At 74.3% G+C, this 24,125-nt stretch carries 18 protein-coding genes, 7 tRNA genes and 1 pseudogene; 11 read left to right on the top strand and 15 right to left on the bottom strand.

Features of this window, described 5'->3' with window-relative positions:
* Nucleotides 1–78 precede the first annotated feature (78 nt).
* The 4 genes from ACFYUY_RS32235 to ACFYUY_RS32220 all read right to left on the bottom strand — a co-directional run bounded on the left by ACFYUY_RS32235 (nucleotide 79) and on the right by ACFYUY_RS32220 (nucleotide 4,550).
* Nucleotides 79–639, bottom strand: coding sequence for an HIT domain-containing protein (locus ACFYUY_RS32235; RefSeq protein WP_360208851.1), 561 nt, complete (start codon nucleotides 637–639; stop codon nucleotides 79–81).
* Between the two features lie 81 nt (nucleotides 640–720).
* Complete coding sequence (gene thrS, locus ACFYUY_RS32230; RefSeq protein WP_360208848.1) at nucleotides 721–2,700, bottom strand: threonine--tRNA ligase; 1,980 nt, start codon at nucleotides 2,698–2,700, stop codon at nucleotides 721–723.
* An 87-nt stretch (nucleotides 2,701–2,787) separates the two neighbouring features.
* Entirely contained in the window at nucleotides 2,788–3,963 is a 1,176-nt protein-coding gene (locus ACFYUY_RS32225; protein WP_387905894.1) for a hypothetical protein, read from the bottom strand.
* A gap of 32 nt (nucleotides 3,964–3,995) precedes the next feature.
* Entirely contained in the window at nucleotides 3,996–4,550 is a 555-nt protein-coding gene (locus tag ACFYUY_RS32220) for a DUF4365 domain-containing protein (protein ID WP_360208844.1), read from the bottom strand.
* A gap of 149 nt (nucleotides 4,551–4,699) precedes the next feature.
* Here ACFYUY_RS32220 and ACFYUY_RS32215 point away from each other — a divergent pair, with 149 nt between their 5' ends.
* Complete coding sequence (locus ACFYUY_RS32215; RefSeq protein WP_360208841.1) at nucleotides 4,700–5,467, top strand: exonuclease domain-containing protein; 768 nt, start codon at nucleotides 4,700–4,702, stop codon at nucleotides 5,465–5,467.
* A 62-nt stretch (nucleotides 5,468–5,529) separates the two neighbouring features.
* Here ACFYUY_RS32215 and ACFYUY_RS32210 read toward each other — a convergent pair.
* The 3 genes from ACFYUY_RS32210 to ACFYUY_RS32200 form a co-directional block, all read right to left on the bottom strand.
* A tRNA-Val gene (locus tag ACFYUY_RS32210) sits at nucleotides 5,530–5,601 on the bottom strand.
* Between the two features lie 211 nt (nucleotides 5,602–5,812).
* A tRNA-Val gene (locus ACFYUY_RS32205) sits at nucleotides 5,813–5,884 on the bottom strand.
* 78 nt (nucleotides 5,885–5,962) lie between these two features.
* A complete protein-coding gene (locus ACFYUY_RS32200; protein ID WP_387905890.1) occupies nucleotides 5,963–6,439 on the bottom strand; it encodes a TIGR02611 family protein in 477 nt (158 codons plus the stop codon).
* A 194-nt stretch (nucleotides 6,440–6,633) separates the two neighbouring features.
* Here ACFYUY_RS32200 and ACFYUY_RS32195 point away from each other — a divergent pair, with 194 nt between their 5' ends.
* On the top strand, nucleotides 6,634–7,047 hold the full coding sequence (locus ACFYUY_RS32195) for an SsgA family sporulation/cell division regulator (protein WP_030056266.1): 414 nt from the start codon (nucleotides 6,634–6,636) through the stop codon (nucleotides 7,045–7,047).
* 387 nt (nucleotides 7,048–7,434) lie between these two features.
* Complete coding sequence (locus tag ACFYUY_RS32190; protein WP_360208835.1) at nucleotides 7,435–8,004, top strand: CGNR zinc finger domain-containing protein; 570 nt, start codon at nucleotides 7,435–7,437, stop codon at nucleotides 8,002–8,004.
* 32 nt (nucleotides 8,005–8,036) lie between these two features.
* Here ACFYUY_RS32190 and ACFYUY_RS32185 read toward each other — a convergent pair whose 3' ends face one another.
* Nucleotides 8,037–8,498 (bottom strand): hypothetical protein, encoded by a 462-nt coding sequence (locus tag ACFYUY_RS32185; protein ID WP_360208833.1) that lies wholly within the window; start codon nucleotides 8,496–8,498, stop codon nucleotides 8,037–8,039.
* 110 nt (nucleotides 8,499–8,608) lie between these two features.
* Here ACFYUY_RS32185 and ACFYUY_RS32180 point away from each other — a divergent pair, with 110 nt between their 5' ends.
* Nucleotides 8,609–9,109 carry a DsbA family protein gene (locus ACFYUY_RS32180; protein ID WP_387905887.1) on the top strand — a complete coding sequence of 167 codons (501 nt, stop codon included), beginning with the start codon at nucleotides 8,609–8,611 and terminating at the stop codon, nucleotides 9,107–9,109.
* Nucleotides 9,110–9,121: 12 nt separating this feature from the next.
* Here ACFYUY_RS32180 and ACFYUY_RS32175 read toward each other — a convergent pair whose 3' ends face one another.
* The 3 genes from ACFYUY_RS32175 to ACFYUY_RS32165 form a co-directional block, all read right to left on the bottom strand.
* Entirely contained in the window at nucleotides 9,122–9,964 is an 843-nt protein-coding gene (locus ACFYUY_RS32175; RefSeq protein ID WP_360208828.1) for a GNAT family N-acetyltransferase, read from the bottom strand.
* 144 nt (nucleotides 9,965–10,108) lie between these two features.
* Nucleotides 10,109–10,939 carry an aminotransferase class IV gene (locus ACFYUY_RS32170; RefSeq protein ID WP_387905885.1) on the bottom strand — a complete coding sequence of 277 codons (831 nt, stop codon included), beginning with the start codon at nucleotides 10,937–10,939 and terminating at the stop codon, nucleotides 10,109–10,111.
* Between the two features lie 34 nt (nucleotides 10,940–10,973).
* Nucleotides 10,974–12,035 (bottom strand): chorismate-binding protein, encoded by a 1,062-nt coding sequence (locus ACFYUY_RS32165; RefSeq protein WP_360208822.1) that lies wholly within the window; start codon nucleotides 12,033–12,035, stop codon nucleotides 10,974–10,976.
* A gap of 309 nt (nucleotides 12,036–12,344) precedes the next feature.
* Between ACFYUY_RS32165 and ACFYUY_RS32160 the strand changes: the two genes are divergently transcribed.
* The 5 genes from ACFYUY_RS32160 (at nucleotide 12,345) to ACFYUY_RS32140 (ending at nucleotide 12,862) form a co-directional block, all read left to right on the top strand.
* Nucleotides 12,345–12,417: transfer RNA gene (locus ACFYUY_RS32160), tRNA-Gly, on the top strand.
* 40 nt (nucleotides 12,418–12,457) lie between these two features.
* Nucleotides 12,458–12,531: transfer RNA gene (locus ACFYUY_RS32155), tRNA-Cys, on the top strand.
* Between the two features lie 33 nt (nucleotides 12,532–12,564).
* Nucleotides 12,565–12,636 (top strand) — tRNA-Val (locus ACFYUY_RS32150).
* Nucleotides 12,637–12,677: 41 nt separating this feature from the next.
* A tRNA-Val gene (locus tag ACFYUY_RS32145) sits at nucleotides 12,678–12,749 on the top strand.
* A 41-nt stretch (nucleotides 12,750–12,790) separates the two neighbouring features.
* Nucleotides 12,791–12,862, top strand: a tRNA-Val gene (locus ACFYUY_RS32140).
* Nucleotides 12,863–13,244: 382 nt separating this feature from the next.
* On the opposite strand, the gene ACFYUY_RS32135 is transcribed toward ACFYUY_RS32140, so the two are convergent.
* Nucleotides 13,245–13,445, bottom strand: a complete 201-nt coding sequence (locus tag ACFYUY_RS32135) for a hypothetical protein (RefSeq protein WP_387905882.1) — start codon at nucleotides 13,443–13,445, stop codon at nucleotides 13,245–13,247.
* A gap of 407 nt (nucleotides 13,446–13,852) precedes the next feature.
* Here ACFYUY_RS32135 and ACFYUY_RS32130 point away from each other — a divergent pair.
* Nucleotides 13,853–15,172, top strand: a pseudogene (locus ACFYUY_RS32130) (serine/threonine-protein kinase); the annotation flags it as partial.
* Between the two features lie 1,478 nt (nucleotides 15,173–16,650).
* Here the strand turns inward: ACFYUY_RS32130 and ACFYUY_RS32125 are convergent.
* Nucleotides 16,651–17,463 (bottom strand): RNA methyltransferase, encoded by an 813-nt coding sequence (locus tag ACFYUY_RS32125; RefSeq protein WP_360208816.1) that lies wholly within the window; start codon nucleotides 17,461–17,463, stop codon nucleotides 16,651–16,653.
* Between the two features lie 100 nt (nucleotides 17,464–17,563).
* On the opposite strand from ACFYUY_RS32125, the gene ACFYUY_RS32120 reads away from it, so the two are divergent.
* The gene (locus ACFYUY_RS32120; protein WP_387905879.1) at nucleotides 17,564–20,305 is read left to right on the top strand and encodes a SpoIIE family protein phosphatase; all 2,742 of its coding nucleotides are present in this window, start codon (nucleotides 17,564–17,566) and stop codon (nucleotides 20,303–20,305) included.
* A 90-nt stretch (nucleotides 20,306–20,395) separates the two neighbouring features.
* Here the strand turns inward: ACFYUY_RS32120 and cobA are convergent, their stop codons facing one another.
* Together cobA and cobT are read right to left on the bottom strand one after the other, a co-directional pair.
* On the bottom strand, nucleotides 20,396–21,643 hold the full coding sequence (cobA, locus tag ACFYUY_RS32115; RefSeq protein ID WP_360208811.1) for a uroporphyrinogen-III C-methyltransferase: 1,248 nt from the start codon (nucleotides 21,641–21,643) through the stop codon (nucleotides 20,396–20,398).
* 111 nt (nucleotides 21,644–21,754) lie between these two features.
* On the bottom strand, nucleotides 21,755–24,125 hold a 2,371-nt coding region (gene cobT / locus ACFYUY_RS32110), incomplete at its 5' end, for a nicotinate-nucleotide--dimethylbenzimidazole phosphoribosyltransferase (RefSeq protein WP_387905875.1).

The raw sequence follows: 24,125 nt of genomic DNA, 5'->3' as shown, positions 1-24,125 counted from the left end.
AGGGGCCCGCCACCGGATCGACGGTGGCGGGCCCCTTCCGGCGTTCCGGCCGGCCGGGCCGGTCGCGGAACGCCGCGGTCAGTCCTGCGGCCAGGCCTCGGCCAGCATCTTGCGGGTGTCCGCCAGCAGCTGCGGCAGCACCTTGGTGTGGCCGACCACCGGCATGAAGTTGGTGTCGCCGCCCCAGCGCGGCACCACGTGCTGGTGCAGGTGCGCGGCGATCCCGGCCCCCGCCGCCGCGCCCTGGTTCATCCCGATGTTGAACCCGTGCGCGCCCGAGGCGGCCCGCAGCGCGGTCATCGCCCGCTTGGTGAAGTCGGCCAGCTCGGCCGTCTCCGCCTCGTCCAGGTCGGTGTAGTCCGCCACGTGCCGGTACGGGACGACCATCAAGTGGCCGCCGTTGTACGGGTACAGGTTCAGCACCGCGAAGACGGCGCTCCCCCGGGCGATGACCAGGCCGTCCTCGTCGCTCAGCGAGGGGATCGAGCAGAACGGGCAACCGTCGTCCGGAGCCGGGCCGGTGGGCTTGTTCTCACCCTGGATGTACGCCATCCGATGGGGGGTCCACAGGCGGCGGAAGCCGTCCGGCTCACCGACGCCCCGCTGCAGTTCCGGCTCAGTCGTCATGCTGATCAGCATATTCGCCCGGCGGTGCTTGCAAAGCCGCGCGGGGCAGACTCGTCGAGAGCCTGCCCCGCGCGTGACGGTCGTGCCAGCGGATCACACCTGGATCCGGCTCCGCACCGCCTCGACGATCTCCTGCACCGCGTCCGCCACCGGGACGCCGTTCTTCTGCTCGCCGTTGCGGTAGCGGAAGGACACCGCGCCCGCCTCGACGTCGTCGTTGCCGGCGATGAGCATGAACGGGACCTTGCTCTTCTGGGCGTTGCGGATCTTCTTCTGCATGCGGTCGTCGGAGGTGTCCACCTCGACCCGGACCCCGTGCTTCTTCAGCTCCGCCGCGACGTCGAGCAGGTACGGCACGTGCTCGTCGGTGATCGGGATGCCGGTGACGGTGACCGGGGCCAGCCACGGCGGCATGGCGCCGGCGTAGTGCTCCAGCAGCACCGCGAAGAAGCGCTCGATCGAACCGAAGAGGGCGCGGTGGATCATGACCGGCCGCTGGCGCGAGCCGTCCGCCCCGGTGTACTCGAGGTCGAACCGCTCCGGCAGGTTGAAGTCGAGCTGGATGGTCGACATCTGCCAGGTGCGGCCGATGGCGTCGCGCGCCTGCACCGAGATCTTCGGGCCGTAGAAGGCCGCGCCGCCCGGGTCCGGGACCAGCGGCAGGCCCTGCTTCTCGGCCACGCTCGCCAGGACGGCGGTGGCCTCCTCCCAGGCCTCGTCGCTGCCGACGAACTTCTCCGGGTCCTTGGTCGACAGCTCCAGGTAGAAGTCGGTCAGACCGTAGTCGCGGAGCAGGTTGAGCACGAAGGTCAGCGTGGAGTCGAGCTCCTCGGCCATCTGCTCGCGGGTGCAGTAGATGTGCGCGTCGTCCTGCGTGAAGCCGCGGGCGCGGGTCAGGCCGTGCACCACGCCGGACTTCTCGTAGCGGTACACCGTCCCGAACTCGAAGAGGCGCAGCGGCAGTTCACGGTACGAGCGGCCGCGCGCGTCGAAGATCAGGTTGTGCATCGGGCAGTTCATCGGCTTGAGGTAGTAGTCCACGCCCTCGTCGAGCTGCATGGGCGGGTACATACCGTCCGCGTACCAGTCGAGGTGGCCGCTCTTCTCGAAGAGCTTCCCCTTGGTGGCGTGCGGGGTGTAGACGAACTCGTAGCCCTCCTCCTCGTGCCGCTTGCGCGAGTAGTCCTCCATCGCCCGGCGGATGACGCCGCCCTTGGGGTGGAAGACCGCGAGGCCGGAGCCGATCTCCTCCGGGATGGAGAAGAGGTCGAGCTCGTTGCCGAGCTTGCGGTGGTCGCGCTTCTCGGCCTCGACGAGGAAGTCCAGGTGGGCCTTCAGCTCGTCCTTGCTCGGCCACGCGGTGCCGTAGATGCGCTGCAGCATCGGGTTCTTCTCGCTGCCGCGCCAGTAGGCGGCCGCGTTGCGCATCAGCTTGAACGCCGGGATGTGCCGGGTGCTGGGCAGGTGCGGGCCGCGGCAGAGGTCGCCCCAGCACTGCTCGCCGGTCTTGGCGTCCAGGTTGTCGTAGATGGTGAGCTCGCCGGCGCCCACCTCGACGTCGGCGCCCTCGCCGGCGGTGGCGGCGGAGCCCTTGAGGCCGATCAGCTCCAGCTTGAACGGCTCGGCGGCCAGCTCCTCGCGGGCGGACTCGTCGGTGACCACGCGGCGGGAGAACCTCTGCCCGCGCTTGATGATCTCCTGCATCTTCTTCTCGATGGCCTTGAGGTCATCGGGGTGGAAGGGCTTCTCGACGTCGAAGTCGTAGTAGAAGCCGTCCTTCACCGGCGGGCCGATGCCGAGCTTGGCCTCCGGGAAGAGCTGCTGCACGGCCTGGGCCATGACGTGCGCGGTGGAGTGGCGCAGGATGTCGAGGCCGTCCTTGCTGCCGATCTCGACCGGCTCGACCTCCTCGCCGTCCTGCAGGACGTACGCGAGGTCCTTGAGCTGGCCGCCGACGCGGGCGGCGATGATCGAGCGGTCGTCGGCGAAGAGCTCGGCGGCCGTGGTGCCCGTCGTCACCACGCGCTCTTCCCGATCGGGTTCGCGGCTGATGATTACCCGGACGTCCGTCACCGGTCTCTCCTGACGTGCTGGATTCAGAGGACGCAACACTGCGCTGCGCGTGACGATGGTACCGAGAGCGTCACCCCCGCCGCGCACCTACGCCCCCTCTCCCCCTTCGCCCGGGCCCTCCCCCCGCCCGTCCCCGAGGGACTTCAGCAGCCGCTCGCGCTCGGCGTCCTCCCAGCCGCAGGGTTCCAGGCCGTGCGGCCGGGTCAGCCGGCGGAAGGCGCCGTGCCGTTCGAGCCGGCCGGAGACCCGGACCGGCAGGCCCGCGAGGTGGGCCTCGGCGGCGATCCGGTAGTCCGGGTCGGGCAGGCGGAGCTTGAGCTCGCGGACCTCCGCGCCGCCGAGGACGCGCAGCCGCACCGCGCCCGGCCCCGTCGGGCCGGCGCGCTTGAGCCGGACGACGACGCCGACGACGGTGACCGCCACCGCGGGCTCGATCCGCTCCAGCAGGTCGGCCGCCTCGGCGAGGGCGGGCAGGTCGCCGGGCGAGAATTCGAGGACGATCCGGCGGTCGCCGAACCCGCCCGGCGTCCCTGCGGCGGCCGACCAGGCGACCGCGAGCCGGGCCGCCGTCGTGCCGCGGACCAGCTCCTCGACGGACTGCACCAGCTCCCGGCTGACCCCGGCCCCGACGGCGTTCTCGAAGACGTCGGGCCCGCCGCTGACCCGCCGGTAGTCGACGGCGTCGCGCAGCGCCTCCAGGGCCCGCACCAGCGTGGTGACGGCGGCCCGGCCCTCGGGGGCGGGGGTGTGGGCGGTCAGGTCGGTGCCCTGTTCGACGACCAGGACCCGGTCCAGGAAGTCCGCGGCGTGGTCGTCCAGCCGCGCCCCGAAGTAGGCGGCCGTGCTCCGGGCGGCCTTGGCGCCGGCGGCGAGCATCGCCCGGGCGGCGCCCCGCAGCCGCTCGGCCTCCGCCCAGGGGGCGGCCCCGGCCGGTCCGGGCAGTTCGCGGTGCCAGCGCAGCTCGTCGCCGGGCACCGCGAGGGCCCGGAGGACGGCTCGGGCGGAGGGGGTGGCGGACCGGGACAGCGCGGTGACGGCGTCGGCGAGGAGGTCGACGGCGTCGTCGAAGCCGTCCCCGGCGGGGACGAGCAGGCTGGTGCCGGGCTCGTCCTCCGGGGGCGTCCAGCGTCCGTAGCGCGCGGCGGGGCCGCCCCGCCGGACCCAGCCGTGCCGGGCCAGCAGGGTGGCGAGCACCGCCGGGTCGACGGCGGCCGGGTCGGGCAGGGCCGGGGCCGGGCCGTCCGGTGCGTGCGGCGGTGTCATGGATGCTGCTCCTCGCTGCCGGGGCCCGGCCGTCACGGGCTCTCACCCGCGCCGACCCGGGCCATGATGTCGCAGAGCGCGCGGTCGTCGAAGACCCTTCCGGTGGGCACCCGGACGTTGGTGCGCCGCTGCCCGGTGACCGGGTGGCCGGCCAGGTTGACCCAGTAGCAGCAGTGCCGCAGCTCCAGGGCGTCCGGGCGGGCCCGCAGCCAGTGGTCGACCCGGCGCGGCAGCAGCATCACGACCAGGATGCGCGGCACCGCGACCCGTGCCCGGGCCAGCTTGCGCAGGTGGTCGTTGTCCAGGGTGAAGCTGAAGAACGGCCCGGGCGGCCCGGGCGCGATCTGCTGGGTGGCCTTGAGCTGGATCTTGACGGTGACCTCGTCGTCCACCTCGTGCTCCCGGGAGCCGTGGCTGACCTGCCAGTCGATGCCGTTGTCCGGGAACGGCTGGGAGAGCGAGCAGCCGGCCGCGGCGGCGACCGCGTGCAGGTAGCCGACCTGCAGCGTCTCCATGCAGGCGGTGACCGCGAGGTTCCCCCGCAGGACGGCCGCCGCCCCGTCGGGCTGCGGCTGCGTCAGTGCCATCTCCCCGTGGCCTCCCCCGGCTCCGGGCCCGTCCGGAACCGAACGGGACGTCCCCCCGGAGGATCCCCGGTCCGCCCTGCGCCAAACGGTTGAAAGGGCGTCAGGAGCGGGTATCACCGGGGTGCGGAACGCTCGCCTGAGGGGCAGTCATGCAGCAGCACTGGTACACCGGCCCGCTCGCCTCCTTCGACACCGAGACCACCGGCGTGGACGTCGAGTCCGACCGCATCGTCTCGGCCGCCCTGGTCGTCCAGTGCGCCCCCGGCGCGGACGTCCGGACCACCACCTGGCTCGCCGATCCGGGCGTGCCCATCCCGGACGGCGCCCGGGCGGTGCACGGCATATCCGACGAACAGGTCCGCGCGCACGGGCGGCCGGTCGGCGTGGTGGTGGCGGAGGTCACCCGCGCACTGGCGGCCCAGGCCCGGGCCGGCGTCCCGGTGGTGGTGATGAACGCCCCGTACGACCTGACGCTGCTGGACCGGGAGCTGCGCCGCCACCACGGCCTGACGCTGACCGGCGGGCTGGGCGCAGCCGGGCTGGTGGTGCTGGACCCCCGGGTGCTGGACAAGCACGTGGACCGCTACCGCAAGGGCCGGCGGACGCTGACCGACCTGTGCGCGCACTACGGCGTGGAGCTGGCCGGGGCGCACGACGCGGCGGCGGACGCGACGGCCGCGCTGGCGCTGACCCGGCGGATCGGGTTCCGTTACCCGGCGGCGCTGGGCGGGCTGACCGCGGCGGAGCTGCACCTGCGGCAGGCGATCTGGCACGCGGCGCAGGCGCGGGGCCTGCAGAGCTGGTTCGACCGGTCGGGGACGCCGGAGCGGGTGGACCTCTCCTGGCCGCTGCGCCCGGCCCGGTGCGGCTGCGGCCGCCGGCTGGAGCCCGGGCACGGCTGCGAGGCGGCGGCGTAACCGGGCCCGGACGCGCCGCAGGCCCTGACCGGTTTCCTGGTCAGGGCCTGCGTGCTGTCCGGTGGGCGATACTGGGATCGAACCAGTGACCCCTTCGGTGTGAACGAAGTGCTCTCCCGCTGAGCTAATCGCCCGGGCAACGAGAAGAACTGTAGCACCATTTGGCGGTCGTCGTACAACTCGCGCCCTCCGGGTGACGCTGGCGCACCGGCAGAACTCGCGCTCCGCGCGGAAGATGACTGATCCTCAGTCGCATTCCCACCGGCCACCGTTCGGGGATTCCGGAAATACACGTGAGGCCCAGCCGATAATCGGCTGGGCCTCACGTATCACTATGCATTCCGGTGGGCGATACTGGGATCGAACCAGTGACCCCTTCGGTGTGAACGAAGTGCTCTCCCGCTGAGCTAATCGCCCGGGTGCAGGGAAAACATTACCGCATCCCCGGGGGTGCTCCGAACACCCCTGCTGCGGCCTCCCCCGCCCCCGGGCCGGTCAGCCGCCCCCGCTCCAGGGGAGCGCCAGCCCGTACCGGGCGAGGTACCAGCCGCCGGCCCCCGCGAGCACGGCGAGGCCGACGGCGGTGACGGTGAGGTTGCGGCGGCGCACCCGCGGGTCCATGGCCCGGTGGGCCGCCTCGGTGACCTTGCGGCGGGTCCAGCGCAGCACCGACCGGGCCCAGCCGAACTCGGTGGCCCAGATCCCCATGCCCAGGAAGATCACCACCCAGCCGGGGCCGGGCAGCGGCAGCATGACCACGCCGAGCACGACCACGGCGAGGCCGGCCGTGAAGACCCCCACCCGCCAGGCCTGGTGCAGCGCGCGCGAACGGCGGACGAACGCCGGGGCCCGGGAGCCGGCCCCCCGGCCGCCGTCGGCACCGGCGTCCGGGCCGGCACCGCCCGGTCCGTCCGACGGATCCGGTTCACCCGTTCCCGTGTTCCCGGCCGTCTTGTCGTTTCGCACAGTCATGCCAGGAAAGTAACCGAGAAGCGCCCGGTAATGCGGGCCCCGGCCGCTCCGCCGCGATTCCGCAATGCGCCGTAAGGGGTACGACTCGCGCCCGAATCGGGACAGAGGGGTTTACATCGGTCTTGGGGGTGGGATGGTCCGTTCGCCGACGTGCGATTCCCCGAGCGCACACTGAGCGAAAGGCCATGGCGCTTATGAACACCACGGTCAGCTGCGAGCTGCACCTGCGCCTCATCGTGTCCAGCGAGTCCTCACTGCCCGTCCCCGCGGGCCTGCGCTACGACACCGCCGACCCCTACGCCGTGCACGCCACGTTCCACACGGGCGCCGACGAGACCGTGGAGTGGGTGTTCGCCCGAGATCTCCTTGCGGAGGGGCTGCACCGACCCACCGGTACCGGCGACGTCCGGGTGTGGCCGTCCCGCAGCCACGGGCAAGGGGTGGTCTGCATCGCGCTGAGCTCTCCGGAAGGAGAAGCCCTGCTGGAGGCCCCGGCCCGCGCGCTTGAGTCGTTCCTCAAGCGGACGGACGCCGCGGTGCCCCCCGGCACCGAACACCGTCACTTCGACCTCGACCGGGAGCTGTCCCACATCCTCGCCGAAAGCTGACCCACCCGGAGGCGGTCACGCCCCGCTGTCGGCGGGGTCGTACCCCCTGCCGTCACCGCAGCCGTCCTACTCGGGGGCACGGCAGCAGACTCAGCCGCGCACGACGCGGTCTCGGGGCCGGTGACCGGCCCGCTCCCACCGGAGCGGACAGTGACACCGCAGGCGCCCGGCACCGGAGCCGGCCATCCGTACGGGTGGCCGGCCTCGCTGCCGGGCGCCGTCGGTTCCACCGGCCCGCGGGCCGCCGGCCGCCCGGTTTGCGACGCTCTGACGAGATCCGTACACGCCTTCGAAAGAACGCGCCGCCCTTCTGCCGCAAGGCCCGGTATGGTCTGGGGTAACCGTGGACGCGGGGTACCGGAGCCCCCTGCGCGAGGAGCCCCCAACGTGCTGATCACCCATGACACCGAGTGCGCGCTGAGCATCCTCGTCGAGCTGCTCAACACCGCGCCCGAGGTCTGCGGGACCGAGCGCCTGCCCGACGTGGCCGCGCTCGACGCCTTCGTGGTCGGCCAGGCGATCAGCGAGATCGACTCGCTGACCGACGACGACCTGAGCAAGGTGCACGAGCTCCGCACCCGCCTGCGCGAGGTGTTCGGGACGGAGTCCACCGCCGAGGCCGCCGAGCTGGTCAACGGGATCGTCGCGGCCGCCGGCACGACGCCGCGGCTCACCAACCACGACCACCACGGCTGGCACATCCACTACTTCGCGCCGCACGCCGCGCTCGGCGACCACCTGGCCGCCGAGCTGGGCATGGCGCTGGCCTTCATCCTCATGGCGGGCGAGCGGGAGCGGCTGCGCCGGTGCGAGGCGCCGGACTGCGCCCGGGTCTTCGTCGACCTCTCCCGCAACCGCTCCCGGCGCTACTGCGACAGCCGCACCTGCGGCAACCGGCTGCACGTCGCCGCCTACCGGGCGCGGCAGCGGTCGGCGGAGGCCGTTCCCTCCGCCTGAGCCGCCGCGCCGCGGGCGCCCGGCGCCGGAGGTCAGATGCCGCGCTTGCGGAGGATCTCCTCGATGTCGGCGAAATCGCCGAGCCCGTCGTCGCGCTTGCCCGCCGCCGGCCGCTTCGGTGCGGCCGGGGCCACCGCGGGGCGCTCCGCCGCCGGGCCGGCCGCGGCCGGACGCGCCGGTGCGGCCACCTGCTCCGCGTCCGCCGCGCCCCGGCGGCCCAGCCAGCGGGTCGCGACCAGCAGGGCGGCGGAGACGCCGAGCAGCACGATGCCCGTCCAGACCCGGGGGTCGAAGACCAGCCTGGTCGCCCAGTCGGCGAACTCGTCACCGATCGTCCGGGCCACCGGGAACAGGCCCGTCAGGTAGAGCCCGGCGGGCAGCAGGGCCACCGCGAACCAGCGGGTCGCGGACAGGTAGCGCCGCCGGTAGGCCCGCAGACCGGCCACGGCCACCCCGCCGGCGGTGAGCACGAAGCTGACCGCCGCCGTCAGCACCGGCCCGCCCCTTCGCGTCCGGTCGTCCTGGTCATCACTGCCTCCCTGTCGGCCTGCACCGGGGCGCACCGTCGGCCGGAGCGGGCGCCCACTAGTGGAACACTGGGGGGATGATCGATGGTTCCCTCCCCCGCCTCGAGTTCTGGTGCGACCTCCAGTGCCCGGACTGCCGCACCGCGCTGGACGACGTACGGGCGCTGCGCGCCGCGTACGGCGAAGCGCTGCGCATCGAGGTCCGGCACTTCCCGCTCGAGAAGCACAAGCACGCCTACGCGGCCGCGGAGGCCGCCGAGGAGGCGTTCGCGCAGGGGCTGGGGTGGCCGTTCGTGGAGGCGCTGCTGGCCCGGGTCGAGGACCTGGACGCACGCGGTCAGCAGGTGCTGCTGGAGGTCGCCCGGGAGGTCGGGGCCGACGTCGAGGAGGTCGACACCGCGCTGATCGACGGCCGGCACATGCTGACCGTCGACGCCGACCAGGCCGAGGGCCGGGCGATCGGGATCACCGGCACGCCCACCTACGTCATCGGCCGGGAGCGGCTGGACGGCGGGCAGAGCCAGGACGGCCTGCGGGCCCGGATCGAGGCCGTCCTCGAGGCGGCGAAGGCCTCCTGACGCCACGTCCGGTCACAGCGGCTTTCCGTAGAGGCGGTTGGTGACCCGGTAGCCGAGCGAGGCGTAGAGCCCGATGGCGACCTCGTTGTCGGCGAAGACGTTGAGCCCCAGGTCGCGCACCCCGGCGGCCAGGCACTCGCGTTCGGCCAGCAGCATCAGCGTGCGGCCGTGTCCCCGGCCCCGGTGGGCCGGGGACACCTCGACGACCATCACCCAGGCGAGCGGCGCGCCGTCGGGGAGGTCGCGCAGGTGGAGGTCCAGCCAGAGCGAGCCGAGCGGCTCCTCCGTGCCGTCCGCGCACAGCCGGCGCAGCGCGACGCCCGGGCTGTCGGCGCCCTGCGGGAGCTGGCGCAGGTGGTCCAGCTCCGACTTCGCGCGGGCCTGCTCCTCGCTCAGCCCGGAGTCGACCAGGGACCGCACGTAGTGCCGGGCGGACCGGTCGAGCCACGCCGGGAACTCGGCCTGCCCGATCCGGCGGGCGGTGGCGCCGGGCGGGAGGGCCGGGGCCGCCGTCAGCCGCTTCGCCAGGTTCCTGGTCCGCTCGGTGTAGCCGAGGGTGACGGCCAGCTCCCTGGCGATCCGCGCCGGCTCGGGGACGTTGGCGTCCAACCGGGTGCAGCCCCAGCTGCGCAGCACCTCCTCCGCGGCCAGCGCGCCGAACGTTCCGCGGCCCCGGCCTCGCCCTTCTCTGACCTCCAACTCCGATATCTCACCCCAGAGTTGGGAGCCGTGCGGGACGGCGGTGGTGCGCAGCGCGCCGACCGGGCGGCCGTTGGCGCAGATCTGCCAGCGCCTGGTGCGGCCGCCGGCGGCAGTGGGTGTCTCGGGACCCTCGGGACGCAGCGTCGTGGTCATGTGGTGGTCCCTTCCCCGTGCCCGGATCCCTCTACCCCGGATCCCTCCACCCCGGTGGCCGGACCGCGTCGGCGGTGCGGCCACCGGGTCCGTCGCCGGGCCGGAGTCACGGGCCGGGGCCGGGGCCCGAGTCACGCGCCGGGGTCACGGGTCGAGGTCGTCCCCGCTGCGCTCGGCGAAGACGGCCATCGCCTTGGCGGTGACGGGGCCGACGCCCGGCAGTGCACGGTCGTCGACGCGGGTCACGGCCTGGACGTCGCGGGTGGTGGAGGTCAGGAAGACCTCCTCGGCGTCCTGGAGCGCGCTCAGCGGCAGGTCGGCCTCCTCGGCGCCGCACCAGTCGACCACCAGTCGGCGGGTGATGCCGGCCAGGCAGCCCGACTCGAGCGGCGGGGTGAGCAGCCGGCCGCCGATGACCACGAAGACGTTCGAGCCGGTGCCCTCGCAGAGCCGGCCGGCGGTGTTGGCGAAGAGGGCCTCGGAGGCACCGACGCGGTGGGCGGCCGCCAGGGCGACCACGTTCTCGGCGTAGGAGGTGGTCTTGAGGCCGGCGACGGCGCTGTGCTCGTTGCGGCGCCACGGGACGACGGCCACGGCCGTCTCGTCCGGGCGGCGGTCGATCGCGCCGAGGGCGACGACCAGGGTGGGGCCGGTGGTGCCGCGCTCGGAGCCCAGCGGGGCGTTGCCACCGGTGTAGGTGATCCGCAGCCGGCCCAGCGGAACCGGGTTGGCGGCCAGGACCTGCGCGCAGGCCTCGCGGACCAGGTCGTGGTCCGGGTCGGCCAGGCCGAGTCCGCGGGCGGAGCGGGTGAGCCGGTCGAGGTGGCGGGTGACCGCGAAGGCCCGTCCGTCGACGGCCTTCATGGTCTCGAAGACCCCGTCACCGGTGGTGAGTCCGTGGTCGAGGACCGAGACGGCGGCGTCGGCGGAGTCGACGAGCGTCCCGTTGACCCAGCTCGTGGTGGGGTTCTGCATGGAGGGCTGCTCCTAGGGCGGGAGTCGGGGTGGCTTACGTCCCGGTCGGGTCGGTTTCGCCGCCCGACGCTATCGCGACCAGCCGGGCGGCCTTCAGTTCGGTTTCCGCCCACTCCCGGTCGGGGTCGGAGCCCCAGGTGATGCCGGCGCCGGTCCCGAAGCGCAGCACGGGGGCCGCCGGGTCGCTCCGGTCGATCCAGAAGGTGCGGATGCCGACGGCGAGCTCGCCCTCGCCGCGGTCGGCGTCCACCCAGCCGACGGCACCGCAGTAGGGGCCGCGCGGGGCGGTCTCCAGGGCCTCGATGATCCGCAGGGCGCTGGACTTGGGGGCGCCGGTGACCGATCCGGGCGGGAAGGTGGCGGCGAGCAGCTCGGGCCAGCCGGCGCCCTCGCGCAGGGTGCCCTCGACGGTGGACACCAGGTGGACCAGCCCGGGGTGCTTCTCGACGGCACAGAGGTCGGGGACGGTGACGCTGCCGGTGGCGCAGACCCGTCCGAGGTCGTTGCGGACCAGGTCCACGATCATCACGTTCTCGGCGTGGTCCTTGTCGAGGAGGTCGTCCTCGGTGCGGCCGGTGCCCTTGATCGGCCCCGAGGAGACGGTGCGGCCGGTGCGGCGCAGGTAGAGCTCGGGCGAGGCGGTGGCGATCTCGACGCCGTGCGCGGGGAGCCGGATGGTGCCCGCGTAGGGCGCGGGGTTGCCGTGGGCGAGCAGACCGGTGAGGGCGTCGACGTCGCTGAGCTCAGGGTCGGGCAGCGGCGCGGAGAGGACCCGGCAGAGGTTGGCCTGGTAGACCTCGCCGGCGGCGATGTGTTCGCGTATGCGGCGCACGCCCGCGGTGTAGGCGGCCCGGTCCAGCGAGCTCTGCCAGTCACCGGCCTCCGGTCCGCGCCAGCCCGCTCCCGAGGGCGGTGCGGGGGCGGGGCGGACCTCGTCGAAGCGCGCGCAGGTCAGCCGGCCCTCGAAGTCGTAGGCGACGGCCCAGTGGCCGGTGGAGTCGAGGGCGGCCGGGTCCGAGGTGACGTCGCGCAGGCCGGTGGCCAGGCGGCCGCCGAAGCGGGCGAGCGGGGTGCGGGGGTCGATCGGGCCGGACACGGTTCTCCTGCGCGGTGGTGCTGGGCGGCGGTGCCTGAAGTGTAGGTCGGGGGCGCGGGTCCGGCCCGGGGGGCGTGAGCAGCTCCGGAGGTCGCGCGGGTGTGCGCCAGGTGGCCTGCGGATGATCGTCCGGGAGCGCCGCAGGTGGCGGCCGGTGACCGGCTCCGGGGCCCGGCCGGACCCCCCTCCGCGGGCATCCCCTCGGCACGCTGCGGGAACGGATTTTTAGCTGGCCCGGGAATCCGCTAGAGTTCAACACGTCGCCAGGGAGCGCAGCCGAAGAAAAGCGGTGAAGCCCCCGGGAGACAGGCGGACGTGGCTCAGTTGGTAGAGCATCACCTTGCCAAGGTGAGGGTCGCGAGTTCGAATCTCGTCGTCCGCTCGATGGAGAACAGTGTAAGATCGTTCTTCGTGTGTTGCCTGGTGGAGTGGCCGAGAGGCGAGGCAACGGCCTGCAAAGCCGTGTACACGGGTTCAAATCCCGTCTCCACCTCCAAGAGGACGACCGGTTCCACCGGACGACCTCCCCGCGCGATTAGCTCAGCGGGAGAGCACTACCTTGACACGGTAGGGGTCACTGGTTCAATCCCAGTATCGCGCACGTCGGATCCTTCGGGGTCTGCTGCAGGACCGCCACACCAGGCGCGATTAGCTCAGCGGGAGAGCACTACCTTGACACGGTAGGGGTCACTGGTTCAATCCCAGTATCGCGCACGTCGGATCCTTCGGGGTCTGCTGCAGGACCGCCACACCAGGCGCGATTAGCTCAGCGGGAGAGCACTACCTTGACACGGTAGGGGTCACTGGTTCAATCCCAGTATCGCGCACAGCAACGGCCGGGGCCGTGATCCGTGAGGATCACGGCCCCGGCCTTTCGGCGTTCCCCCGGCGGTCCGATGACGTCGCGCGGCGGAGCCTCGGAAGGGGGCGTGGGTTCCCGGCGCGGTCCCTGGAGGGGGCTCGTGGGGCCGGGGCCCGGGGCTGCCCGGCCCGGGAAAGGGGAAGAGCCGCGTACGGTCGCCCTCACCGACGTCCGTACGCGGCGTCTCCGCCTGCCGGGGTGCTCTGCGCACCGCTCCTCGCCCGTCCGCGTGTCAACGCGGCCGCGGCCTCCCCGGCGGCACTGCTCCCCGTCCCCAGGGGACCAGTGCCCGTTCTGTGGCCGGCCCCTGCGGGCCGGAGTGTGGTTCCCCTCGCGGGTGGTCGTTCTCAGCGCGAGATCAGGTCGGCGACGGCCTGGGCCTGGTTCGCCATCTGGTCCCAACCGCCGAACAGGATCACCAGCAGCACCGCGCAGGGCAGCGCCATGGCGAGCGCCACCGCCGGGTGCCTGGTCGGCTGCTCCGTCGACCGGGACTGGGGGAAGGCCGGCCGACGGCGGCGGGGGGTTCCCGTGAGCTGCGGTGCCATGCCCTTGCTCCTGTGATCCGGTCGAGTTGGCGCGGTGGACGGCTTACCTCGGGGGACGAGCTCCCCGTCCACCGCTGACCACAACGCTATGGCTCGGGGGGCCGTTCGGGCGTCATGCCGTCGTACTGTTCCGCGGGCATCCCGGAGTATGACGCCCGGACTCGGGGCGTACTACCGGAGGGGGAGAGAGCCTTCGCCGCACCCCCGGGGGAACCCTGAGGGGCAACCCCGAGAAACGATCCGGCACCCCTGTGACCTGCGGGTCAACGCAAGATCCGACAATCGCACGGCCGCTTGAGGTGTTGCGTATCAGCACACCGCAGCAGGCAGTCCGTAAGCTGTGCCAGACAGGAACTGACGATGCCCCAACCGACGGGGCCTCACCCACGGGCTGACGGGGACGGAACATGGCGATGATGCGGCTGAGGCGTGAGGACCCCCGCATCGTCGGGCCGTACCGTCTGCACCGGCGACTCGGCGCCGGCGGCATGGGCGTCGTCTACCTCGGCTCCGACCGCCGCGGCCAGCGCGTCGCCCTCAAGCTCATCCGCGCCGAACTCGCCGAGGACCAGGAGTTCCGCACCCGCTTCGCCCGCGAGATCGCCGCCGCCTCCCGCATCCGCGGCGGCTGCACCGCCCGCGTCGTCGGCTCCGACATCGAAGCCGACCGCCCCTGGCTGGCCACCGCCTACGTGCCCGGCCCGTCGCTCTACAAGCGGGTCGGCGACGAAGGGCCGCTCAGCTGGCCGGAGGCCGCCCGGATCGGGGCCGCCCTCGCCGACGGCCTGGTCAAGGTCCACGAGGCCGGGGTCGTCCACCGCGACCTCAAACCCTCCAACATCCTCCTCTCCCCCCGCGGCCCGCGCATCATCGACTTCGGCATCGCCTGGTCCCGCGGCGCCAGCACGCTCACCCACGTCGGCACCGCCGTCGGCTCCCCCGGCTTCCTGGCACCCGAACAGGTCCGCGGCGCCGCCGTCACACCCGCCACCGACGTCTTCGCCTTCGGCGCCACCCTCGCCTACGCGCTCACCGGGGACACCCCGTTCGGATCCGGCGCCTCCTCCGAGGTCATGCTCTACCGGGTCGTCCACGAGGAACCCGACCTCTCCGCGCTACCGCCGCAGCTGGCCCCCCTCATCCGGGCCTGCCTCGCCAAGGAGGCCGCCGAGCGGCCCGGCGCCGCCGCCCTGCACGAGCGGCTCAGCGAACTCGCCGCCCGCGGCGCGGCCGCCGGTGCCCCTCGCGCCACCCGGCCCGGACCGGGCCGCGGCGCGCCGCCCGCACCCGCACCGGGGGGACCGCCCGCGCCCGACGCGGCGCGGCACGGCGTACCCGCACCCGGGCGCTCGCCCGAACCCGCGGCGGCCCGGCCCCGCGCGGCGGCGACGCGCCGCCCGCAGGGGTCCGCGGCACCGCTCCCCCGCCCCGAGCCCACCCCGGTGACCCGACGGCTGCAGGAACGCCCGCAGACCCCGCCGCCCGGCCGTCCCGGGCCCCGCGACCGGGGACGCCCCCGCGACCGCCAGCACACTCCCGCCCCCGGCGGCGGGCGCCCCGGCAGCGCCCGGCAGCGGCTGCTGCGGCAGCGGATCGTCGTCTTCGTCACCGTGACGATCGGCGTCGCCCTCGCCATCGCCGCCGCCCAGGGCTGCGAGAACCGCAGCAACCAGGGTCTGCGGCCCCCGGCCTCCCCGGCCGTCAGCGCACCGGCTGCGCCGAGCGGGTCAGCGGGCGGTTCGGCGGGCGGTTCGGTGGGCGGGACCTCCGTGGACGGGGCCGCCGCGCCACCGGCCGCCGCCCAGCCCCAGGCCACGCCGCTCGCGGCGCCGGCGGCCGTCCGGCCCGGGGAAAGCGCGCTGGCTCCCCCGCAGGGAACGGGCCCGGCCGTGGACTGGCCCAACCGCAGCTACCCCGACGGCGCCGGCGGGCCCGGCATCGCCCTGCGGGACGGCCGATCGGTCGGCGGCGGCCCGCAGGTCACCCTCAGCGCGGTACTGCCGGCCCGGTACAAGGGCTCCCCGGCGACGGTGGTCGTCCTGCGCCGGACCGAGGGCTCGGTGCCCGTGGACCTCGTCCAGCTCTTCGCCTTCAGCGGGGACACCCCGGCCGCGGCCTCCTCCCGCTCCTCCGCGGCCGACCCGCAGGCGGCGGCCGCCTGGCGGCTCGACGGCGGCACGGTCGTCCGTGACGAACGAGCGCCCGGCGGCGCCGTCACCTCCACGCGCTACACCGTCCGCGCCGACGGCACCCTGGAGGAGTCCTGGCCCGGCGCCTCCACCCCCGGCACCCCACCGCCCGCCGCCGCCCCACCCCCGCCGACCTCCCCCACCGGCTGACCCCACAACCACCCAGGAAGTCGGCCCGGCCGACTTTTCGTGCCCGCGGCGAACCCTGAACCACGAAGGCACGGGCCGCAGCTGGCATGCCGCCCGGCTGCACGGAAAGCCAGGCAGGCCGACCTTTCGTGCCCAGGGTGAACCACCAGGGCATTACGGCCATCGGATCCGCACCAGCTGGCCCGGTTGCGTGCGCAGGAAGTCGGCCCAGCCGACTTTTCGTTCTCGACGCGAGTCCCGAAGGACCACAGGCATAGGCCACGGCGGGCCAGCCTCCCGGCCACTGATGAATCACCGGGACCATCACAGGCATCGGATCCACGCCGGCCTACATGGCCTCCACACGCAGGAAGTCAGGCAGGCCGACTTCCCACGCCCGAAGCAGGCCCTGAAAGCATCGCCGCCCGCGAAGTCCGGCGGGGCGACTTTTCATGTGCGAGGAGAAACGCCGAAGTGCCGCGGGCACGGGCTGCAGCGATCTGCTGCCTACCGGCGCGGGAAGTCGGACGGGCCGACGTCTCGTGCTGGGGTAGTACCGGATCCACGCCGGCCGCCCAGGGCATCCCGCATGGGAAGTCGGACAGGCCGACTTCCTGCAGCCGAAGAGGAGCCCGGAAGTCGGGCGGGGCGACCTTTCGTGGCCGCAGGGAGCCGCCGAAGTGCCGCGGGCACCGGACGGGGTGGGCCTGCCGTTCGGCCGGGTGGGAAGTCGGGCGGGGCGATGTCTCGTGCTGGGGGTGAAGCGCCCGGATCCGGGTCGAGCGGCGGGGGTCTTGCGTGGGAGGTCGGGGAGGGCGACGTCCTGTGCGCGAGGCGACGGCTGGGGGCTGCCGCCTGGTGGGGCGGCTTTTCGGTCGGCGGCGGGGTCAGGGGGTGGGGGCGGTGACGGCGTAGAAGGACACTGCGGCGGCGGCGCCGACGTTCAGGGAGTCGATGCCGTGCGCCATCGGGATGCGGACGGGGTGGTCGGCGGCCGCCAGGGCCGCGCGGGTGAGGCCGTCGCCCTCGGCGCCGAGCATCAGGGCGGCCCTGGGGAGCCGGTGCGGGGAGAGGGTGGCGAGGTCGACGGCGGTGTCGGCGGGGGTGAGGGCCAACAGGGTGAACCCCGCGGTGCGCACCGCGTCCAGGGCCGCGGGCCAGGGATCGAGTCGGGCGTAGGGCACCGCGAACACGGCCCCCATCGAGACCTTGACGGCGCGCCGGTAGAGCGGGTCGGCGCAGTCCGGCGAGAGCAGGACGGCGTCCATGCCGAGCGCGGCCGCGCTGCGGAAGATGGCGCCGAGGTTGGTGTGGTCGACCAGGCCCTCCAGGACGGCGACCCGGCGGGCCCCGGCGAGCAGCTCGGCGGCCTCCGGCAGCGGCTTGCGCTCCATCGAGGCGAGGGCGCCGCGGTGCACGTGGTAGCCGGTGACGGCCTCGGCGAGCCCCGGCTCGACGACGTGCACGGGGGCGTCGGCCTCGGCGATGACGTCGGCCATCACGTCCAGCCACTTGGCGGTCAGCAGCATCGACCGCATCCGGTAGCCGGCGGCGAGGGCGCGGCGGATGACCTTCTCCCCCTCGGCGATGAACAGGCCCTCGGCGGGTTCGCGCCGGCGGCGCAGTTCGACGTCGGTGAGGCCGGTGTAGTCGCCGAGGCGAGGGTCGGCGGGGTCGGTGATGGCACGGGGTTCGGACACCCTGCGATCTTGCCAAGGCGGGGCGGCGAAGGCCAAACGGCCCAAGCGGTCGGATCCGCTGGCCTTGGCTCTCCGCCAGCCATAGTGCAAATATGACCGTATGGCCCGTTTTCCGGGTCGATCCTGGGCTCCGTCGGCCTCTGGTGCTACTGGTTCCGCCGGCCCCTCCGGTGGGCGCCCATACGGTCGGCAACAGCTGCCACGCGCGAAACGGCCGTGGCCCGTCAAGCACCGGTCGGTGGCCGGGCAGGTCTTCGCGCTGCAGATCCTCGTCGTGCTGCTGCTCGTGGTGGCGGCCGCGGTGGCTCTGGTGGTGCAGTCCCGCAACGACGCGAACAACGAGGCCCGCAACCGGTCGGTGGCGGTCGCACAGACCTTCGCCAACTCGCCGGGCATCGTGGCGGCGCTGCGCTCCCCCGATCCCACCGCGATCCTGCAGCCGAAGACGCAGTCCGCGCGGGTCGCGGCGGGCGTCGACTTCATCGTCGTGCTGAACAACGACGGCATCCGGCTGACCCACCCCAACCCCGCCAGGATCGGCCAGAAGTTCATCGGCACCTACGAGCCCGCCCTCCAGGGCCAGGTGGTGACCGAGGAGGTCACCGGCACCCTCGGCCCGCTGGTCCAGGCGGTCGTCCCGGTCTACGCGCCGGACGGCTCGGTGGCCGGGATGGTCTCGGCCGGCATCACGCTGGCCAACGTGAGCACCGCGAGCGAGCGCCAGCTACCGGTGGTGCTGGGCGCCGCCGCGGGCGCGGTCGGGCTCGCCACGCTCGGCACCGCGCTGATCAGCCGGCGGCTGCGGCGGCAGACCCACGGGCTGGGCCCGGAGGAAATGACCCGCATGTACGAGCACCACGCGGCCGTGCTGCACGCGGTGCGCGAGGGCGTCATGATCGTCGGCGGCGACGGGCGGCTGATCCTCTGCAACGACGAGGCCCGGCGGCTGCTGGACCTGCCGGCGGACGCCGAGGGCCGGCCCGTCACCGAGCTGGGCCTGGAACCGGCCCCGCTGGAGCTGCTCACCGCCGACCGCCAGGTCACCGACGAGGTGGTCATGGCCGGGGAGCGGCTGCTGGCCGTGAACGTCCGGCTGACCAGTACGGCGGGCGGTCCGCAGGGCTGCGTCGCCACGCTGCGCGACTCCACCGAACTCCTCGCGCTCTCCGGCCGGGCGGAGGTCGCCCAGCGCCGGCTGCGGCTGCTCTACGACGCCGGGGTGACGGTGGGCAGCTCGCTGGACGTGACGCGCACGGCGGAGGAGCTGGCGCAGGTGGCGGTGCCGCGGTTCGCGGACTTCGTCACCGTGGACCTGGCGGAGCAGGTGCTGGCCGGCGAGGAGCCGCCGCCGGGCCCCTCGATGGGACGGATGCGGCGCGCCGCGTTCGCCGGGATCCGGGACGACGCGCCCTTCTACCCGGTGGACACCGTGCTGGACGTGGTGCCGGAGACGCCGCTCGCCGGGGCCCTGCACAGCGGCAGACCCGGGCTGGAGCCCCGGCTGGCGGACGCCCGGGACTGGCGCGAGCAGGATCCGGAGCGGTCCGCGAGGGTGCTGGCGTACGGGGTCCACTCGCTGGTGCGGGTGCCGCTGCGGGCCCGCGGGGTGCTGCTGGGGGTGGCCCGGTTCTGGCGCTCGGACCGGCCCGAGCCGTTCGAGACGGACGACGTGGCGCTGGCCGAGGAGCTGGTGTCGCACGCGGCGGTGTGCATCGACAACGCCCGCCGCTACACCCGCGAGCACGCGATGGCGGTGACCCTCCAGCACAGCCTGCTGCCGCGCAACCTGCCCGCGCAGAACGCGCTGGACGTCGCGCACCGCTACCTGCCGGCCCAGGCCGGTGTCGGCGGCGACTGGTTCGACGTGATCCCGCTGCCGGGCGCACGGGTGGCGCTGGTGGTCGGGGACGTGGTGGGGCACGGCCTGCACGCGGCGGCGACGATGGGGCGGCTGCGGACGGCGATCCACAACTTCTCGACCCTGGACCTGCCGCCGGACGAACTGCTCGGGCACCTGGACGAGCTGGTCAACCGGATCGACCAGGACGAGTCCGCGAGCGGCTCGGACGCGGCGCTCGCCGGGGCGACCTGCCTCTACGCGATCTACGACCCGGTGGCGCGCCGGTGCACGATGGCCAGCGCCGGGCACCCGCCGCCGGCCGTGGTGGCCCCGGACGGCCGGGTGGTGTTCCCGGAGCTGGCCACCGGCCCGCCGCTGGGGCTGGCGGTGCTGCCGTTCGAGACCGTCGAGCTGGACCTGGCGGAGGGCAGCCGCCTGGTGCTGTACACCGACGGCCTGGTGGAGGACCGCCAACGGGACATCGACGAGGGGCTGGAGCTGCTGCGCGCGGCGCTGACCGGGCCGCCGCGCACGCCGGAGCAGACCTGCGCGGACGTGCTCGGCGCGATGCTCCCGGAGCGCCCGCTGGACGACATAGCCCTGCTGGTGGCCCGGACCAGGGGGCTGGCACCGGACCAGGTGGCGGAGTGGGAGGTGCCCTCCGACCCGGCCGCGGTGGGCGCCGTGCGGTCGTCGGTGGCGGAGCGGCTGGCGTCGTGGGGGCTGGACGAGGCGGCGTTCGTCACCGAGCTGATCCTGAGCGAGCTGGTGACCAACGCGATCCGCTACGGCTCCGGGCCGATCCGGGTGCGGCTGCTCCGGGACCGCGCGCTGATCTGCGAGGTCTCGGACGGCAGCAGCACCTCGCCGCACCTGAAGTACGCGGCGACCACGGACGAGGGCGGGCGCGGGCTGTTCCTGGTCGCCCAGTTCGCGGACCGCTGGGGGACGCGCTACACGGCGACGGGCAAGGTGATCTGGACGGAGCAGCCGCTGGAGTAGCCCGCCAGGGGCCCGGCCGCCGGTGCGGCGTCCCCGCGCGGCTCCGGGGGCGGGGCCTGACCCGCCGCCCGCCCCGGAACCGCGCGGCGCTCAGCTGCGGAAGGCCGCCGCGAGCACGTTGACCACGTCGCCGACGACGATCACCGCCGGCGGCTTGATCCGCTCCGCCTCGACCACGGCGGCGACGGTGGCCAGGGTCGCGTCCACCCGCCGCTGGGCGGCGGTGGTGCCCTCCTGGACGATCGCCACCGGGGTGTCGGCCGGGCGCCCGTGCTCCACCAGGCGGGCGGCGATCGCACCGATCTTGTCCACCGCCATCAGCAGCACCAGCGTGCCGCTCATCTGCGCGGCGGCCGCCCAGTTGGTCAGCGAGCGCTCGTCGTCCGGGCCGACGTGGCCGGAGATGACGGTGAACTCGTGCGTCATGCCCCGGTGGGTGACCGGCACGCCCGCCGCCGCCGGGACGCTGATCGAGCTGGAGATGCCGGGCACCACGGTGACCGGCAGCCCGGCCTCCGCGCAGGCCAGCAGCTCCTCGCCGCCGCGCCCGAAGACGTACGGGTCGCCGCCCTTGAGCCGGACCACGAACTTGCCGGCCTTGGCGTGCTCGACGAGCGTCCGGTTGATCGCCTCCTGGGCCATGAACCGGCCGTACGGGATCTTGGACGCGTCGATCACCTCGACGTGCTCGGGCAGCTCGGCGAGCAGCTCGCGCGGGGCGAGCCGGTCGGTGACCACCACGTCGGCGTCGGCGAGCAGCCGGCGGCCGCGCACGGTGATCAGGTCCGGGTCGCCCGGGCCGCCGCCGACCAGGGCCACGCCGGCACCGTGCGCACGGAACTGGCGGGCGGCCAGCGAGCCGTCCCGCAGGCCGTCCACGATGGCGTCGCGCAGGCCCGCCGAGTGGCGCGGGTCGCCGGTGAGCACCGCGACGGTGGCACCCGCGTCCCGGCCGCTGGCCGGCGTCCAGGCGGTGGCGGCGGAGGCGTCGTCGCTGCGGGCGCAGAACACCCGCTCGCGCTCGGCCTCGGCGCTGACCGCCCCGTTGACCTCCGGGTCGTCGGTGGCGACCAGGGCGTACCAGGCACCGGCCAGGTCGCCGTCCCGGTACGGGCGGGCGTGCCAGGTCAGCTCGCCGGCGTCGGCCATGGCCTGGACGGCAGGGGTGGTGGCCGGCGATATCAGGTGCAGGTCCGCACCCGTGGCGATCAGCGCCGGGAGCCGGCGCTGCGCGACCTGGCCGCCGCCGACCACGACCACGCGGCGGCCGGCGAGCAGCAGGCCGACCGGGTAGGGCGTGCGTCCTTCGGTGCTGGGGTGCGGGGTGGGCGCGGTCATCGGCGCTGCTCCTGGATCGGTGGTGCGGGTGTGGGGGTGGGGGTACGACGTGACGCCGCTCCGCGGACCGGCGCGCCCTCGGGCCGGTCCGCGGAGCGGTGACGGGGTGCGTCAGGCCTTCTCGGTGACCCCGGCGGAGTCGAAGGTGGCTACATCGTGCATCGCCCGGGCCGCACTCTGCACCAGCGGCAGGGCCAGCAGGGCACCGGTGCCCTCGCCGAGCCGCAGGTCCAGGTCGATCAGCGGACGCAGGCCGAGCTTCGCCAGCGCCGCCTGGTGGCCGGGCTCGGCCGAGCGGTGGCCGGCGATGCAGGCGGCCAGCACCTCGGGGGCGATCGCCTTGGCCGCCAGTGCCGCCGAGCCCGCGATGACCCCGTCCAGGACCACCGGGGTGCGCAGCGAGGCGGCGCCCAGCAGGAAGCCGGCGATCGCGGCGTGCTCCAGTCCGCCGACGGCGGCGAGGACGCCGATCGGGTCCGCCGGGTCGGGCTGGTGCAGGGCCAGCGCGGCGCGGATGACCTCGATCTTGCGGGCGTGGGTCTCGTCGTCGATGCCGGTGCCGCGGCCGGTGACCTCAGCCGGGTCCAGGCCGGTGAAGACCGAGATCAGGGCGGCCGAGGCGGTGGTGTTGGCGATCCCCATGTCGCCGGTGACCAGCGCCTTGTTACCGGCGGCGACCAGGTCGCGGGCGGTCTCGATGCCGACCTCGACGGCCTGCAGGACCTCCTCGCGGGTCATCGCCGGGCCCTGGGTCATGTCGGCCGTACCGGGCCGGACCTTGCGCGGCAGCAGACCGGTGGTGCGGCCCTGCTGGATGGCGTCCGGCAGCTCGGCGGCCACGCCGACGTCGACCACGCAGACCTCGGTGCCGATCTGCTTGGCGAAGGAGTTGATCACCGCTCCCCCGGCCAGGAAGTTGCCGACCATCTGGGCGGTCACCTCCTGCGGCCAGGGGGTGACGCCCTGGGCGTGCACGCCGTGGTCCGCGGCGAAGATCGCCACGCAGGCGGGCTCCGGGATCGGCGGCGGGCACTTGCGGGACAGCCCGGACAGCTGCGCGGAGATGATCTCCAGCATGCCGAGCGATCCGGCCGGCTTGGTCATCCGCTTCTGACGGTCCCAGGCCTCGCCGAGCGCCTTGGCGTCCAGCGGGCGGATCCCGCGCAGCGTCTCGGCGAGCAGGCTCTGCGGCTCCTCGCCCGGCAGGGCGCGGTTGCCGTACTGCTCCTCGTGGACGACCCAGGACAGCGGGCGCTTCTTCGCCCAGCCCTGCTGCTCCAGCTCGGGCTCGTCCGGGAAGCTGTCGACGAAGCCGACGCAGAGGTAGGCGACGACCTCCAGGTGCTCGGGCAGACCGAGCTCGCGGACCAGCTCCTCGTCGTCGAAGAAGCTCACCCAGCCGACGCCCAGGCCCTCGGCGCGGGCGGCCAGCCAGAGGTTCTCGACGGCCAGGGCGGCCGAGTACGGGGCCATCTGGGGCTGGGTGTGCCGGCCCAGCGTGTGCCGGCCGCCGCGGGTGCGGTCGGCGGTCACCACGATGTTGACCGGCGTGTCGAGGATGGCCTCGATCTTGATTTCCTTGAACTGCTTGGCCCGGCCCTTGGGCAGCGAGTCCGCGTACGCCTCGCGCTGGCGCTCGGCCAGGGCGTGCATCCGGCGACGGGTCTTCGCCGAACGGATCACCACGAAGTCCCAGGGCTGGGAGTAGCCGACGCTGGGCGCGGTGTGGGCCGCCTCCAGGACGCGGATCAGCACCTCGTGCGGGATCGCGTCCGGGCGGAAGCCGTTGCGGATGTCACGGCGCTCGCGGATCACCTGGTGGACGGCCTCGCGGCCGGCCTCGTCGAAGCCGGGGGCGGCCGGGCCGCGCGGCTCGGCGGGCTCCTCGACGGCCGCCTCGGCCGCGGGCTGCTCCTCCGGCTGCTCGGCGGACTGGCCGGCGGGCTGCTCGGGCGCCCCGGCGTCGGCGGCCACGGCCTCCACCGCGGCGGCCTCGGCGGCGGGCGCCTCGGTCGCCGGCGCCTCCACGGCCTCCACGGCCTGCTGGGGCTGCTCGGCCTGCTCGGCGGCCTGGGCCGCCTCCTGACCGGCCTCCGCCGTGGTGGGCACCTCGGCCTCGACGGCGGGCTCGGCGGCGGGTTCGGCAGCGACCTCGGCCACGGCCTCGGGGGCCTGCTCCACGACCGCCTCGGCGACGGGCTGCGCCTCCGGGACCTCCTGCACCGCAGGGGCCTCGGCCGACTCCACCGACTCCACGGCCTCGACGACCACGGGCACCTCGGCGGCGGCCTCGACGACGGGCGCCTCACCCTCGGCGACGGGAGCCGCCTCGGGGGCGGACTGCGGTGCGGCGGCCTCGGCGACGACCTCGGCGGCGGGTTCGGCGGCGACCTCGGCCACGGCCTCGGGGGCCTGCTCCACGACCGCCTCGGCGACGGGCTGCGCCTCCGGGACCTCCTGCACCGCAGGGGCCTCGGCCGAC

It is taken from the genome of Kitasatospora sp. NPDC004745 (assembly GCF_042873275.1).
In the GTDB taxonomy this organism is placed as follows: Bacteria; Actinomycetota; Actinomycetes; order Streptomycetales; family Streptomycetaceae; genus Kitasatospora.
The sequence above is the reverse complement of the archived record's forward strand: the minus strand, read 5'-3'. Positions and strand labels throughout refer to the sequence as shown.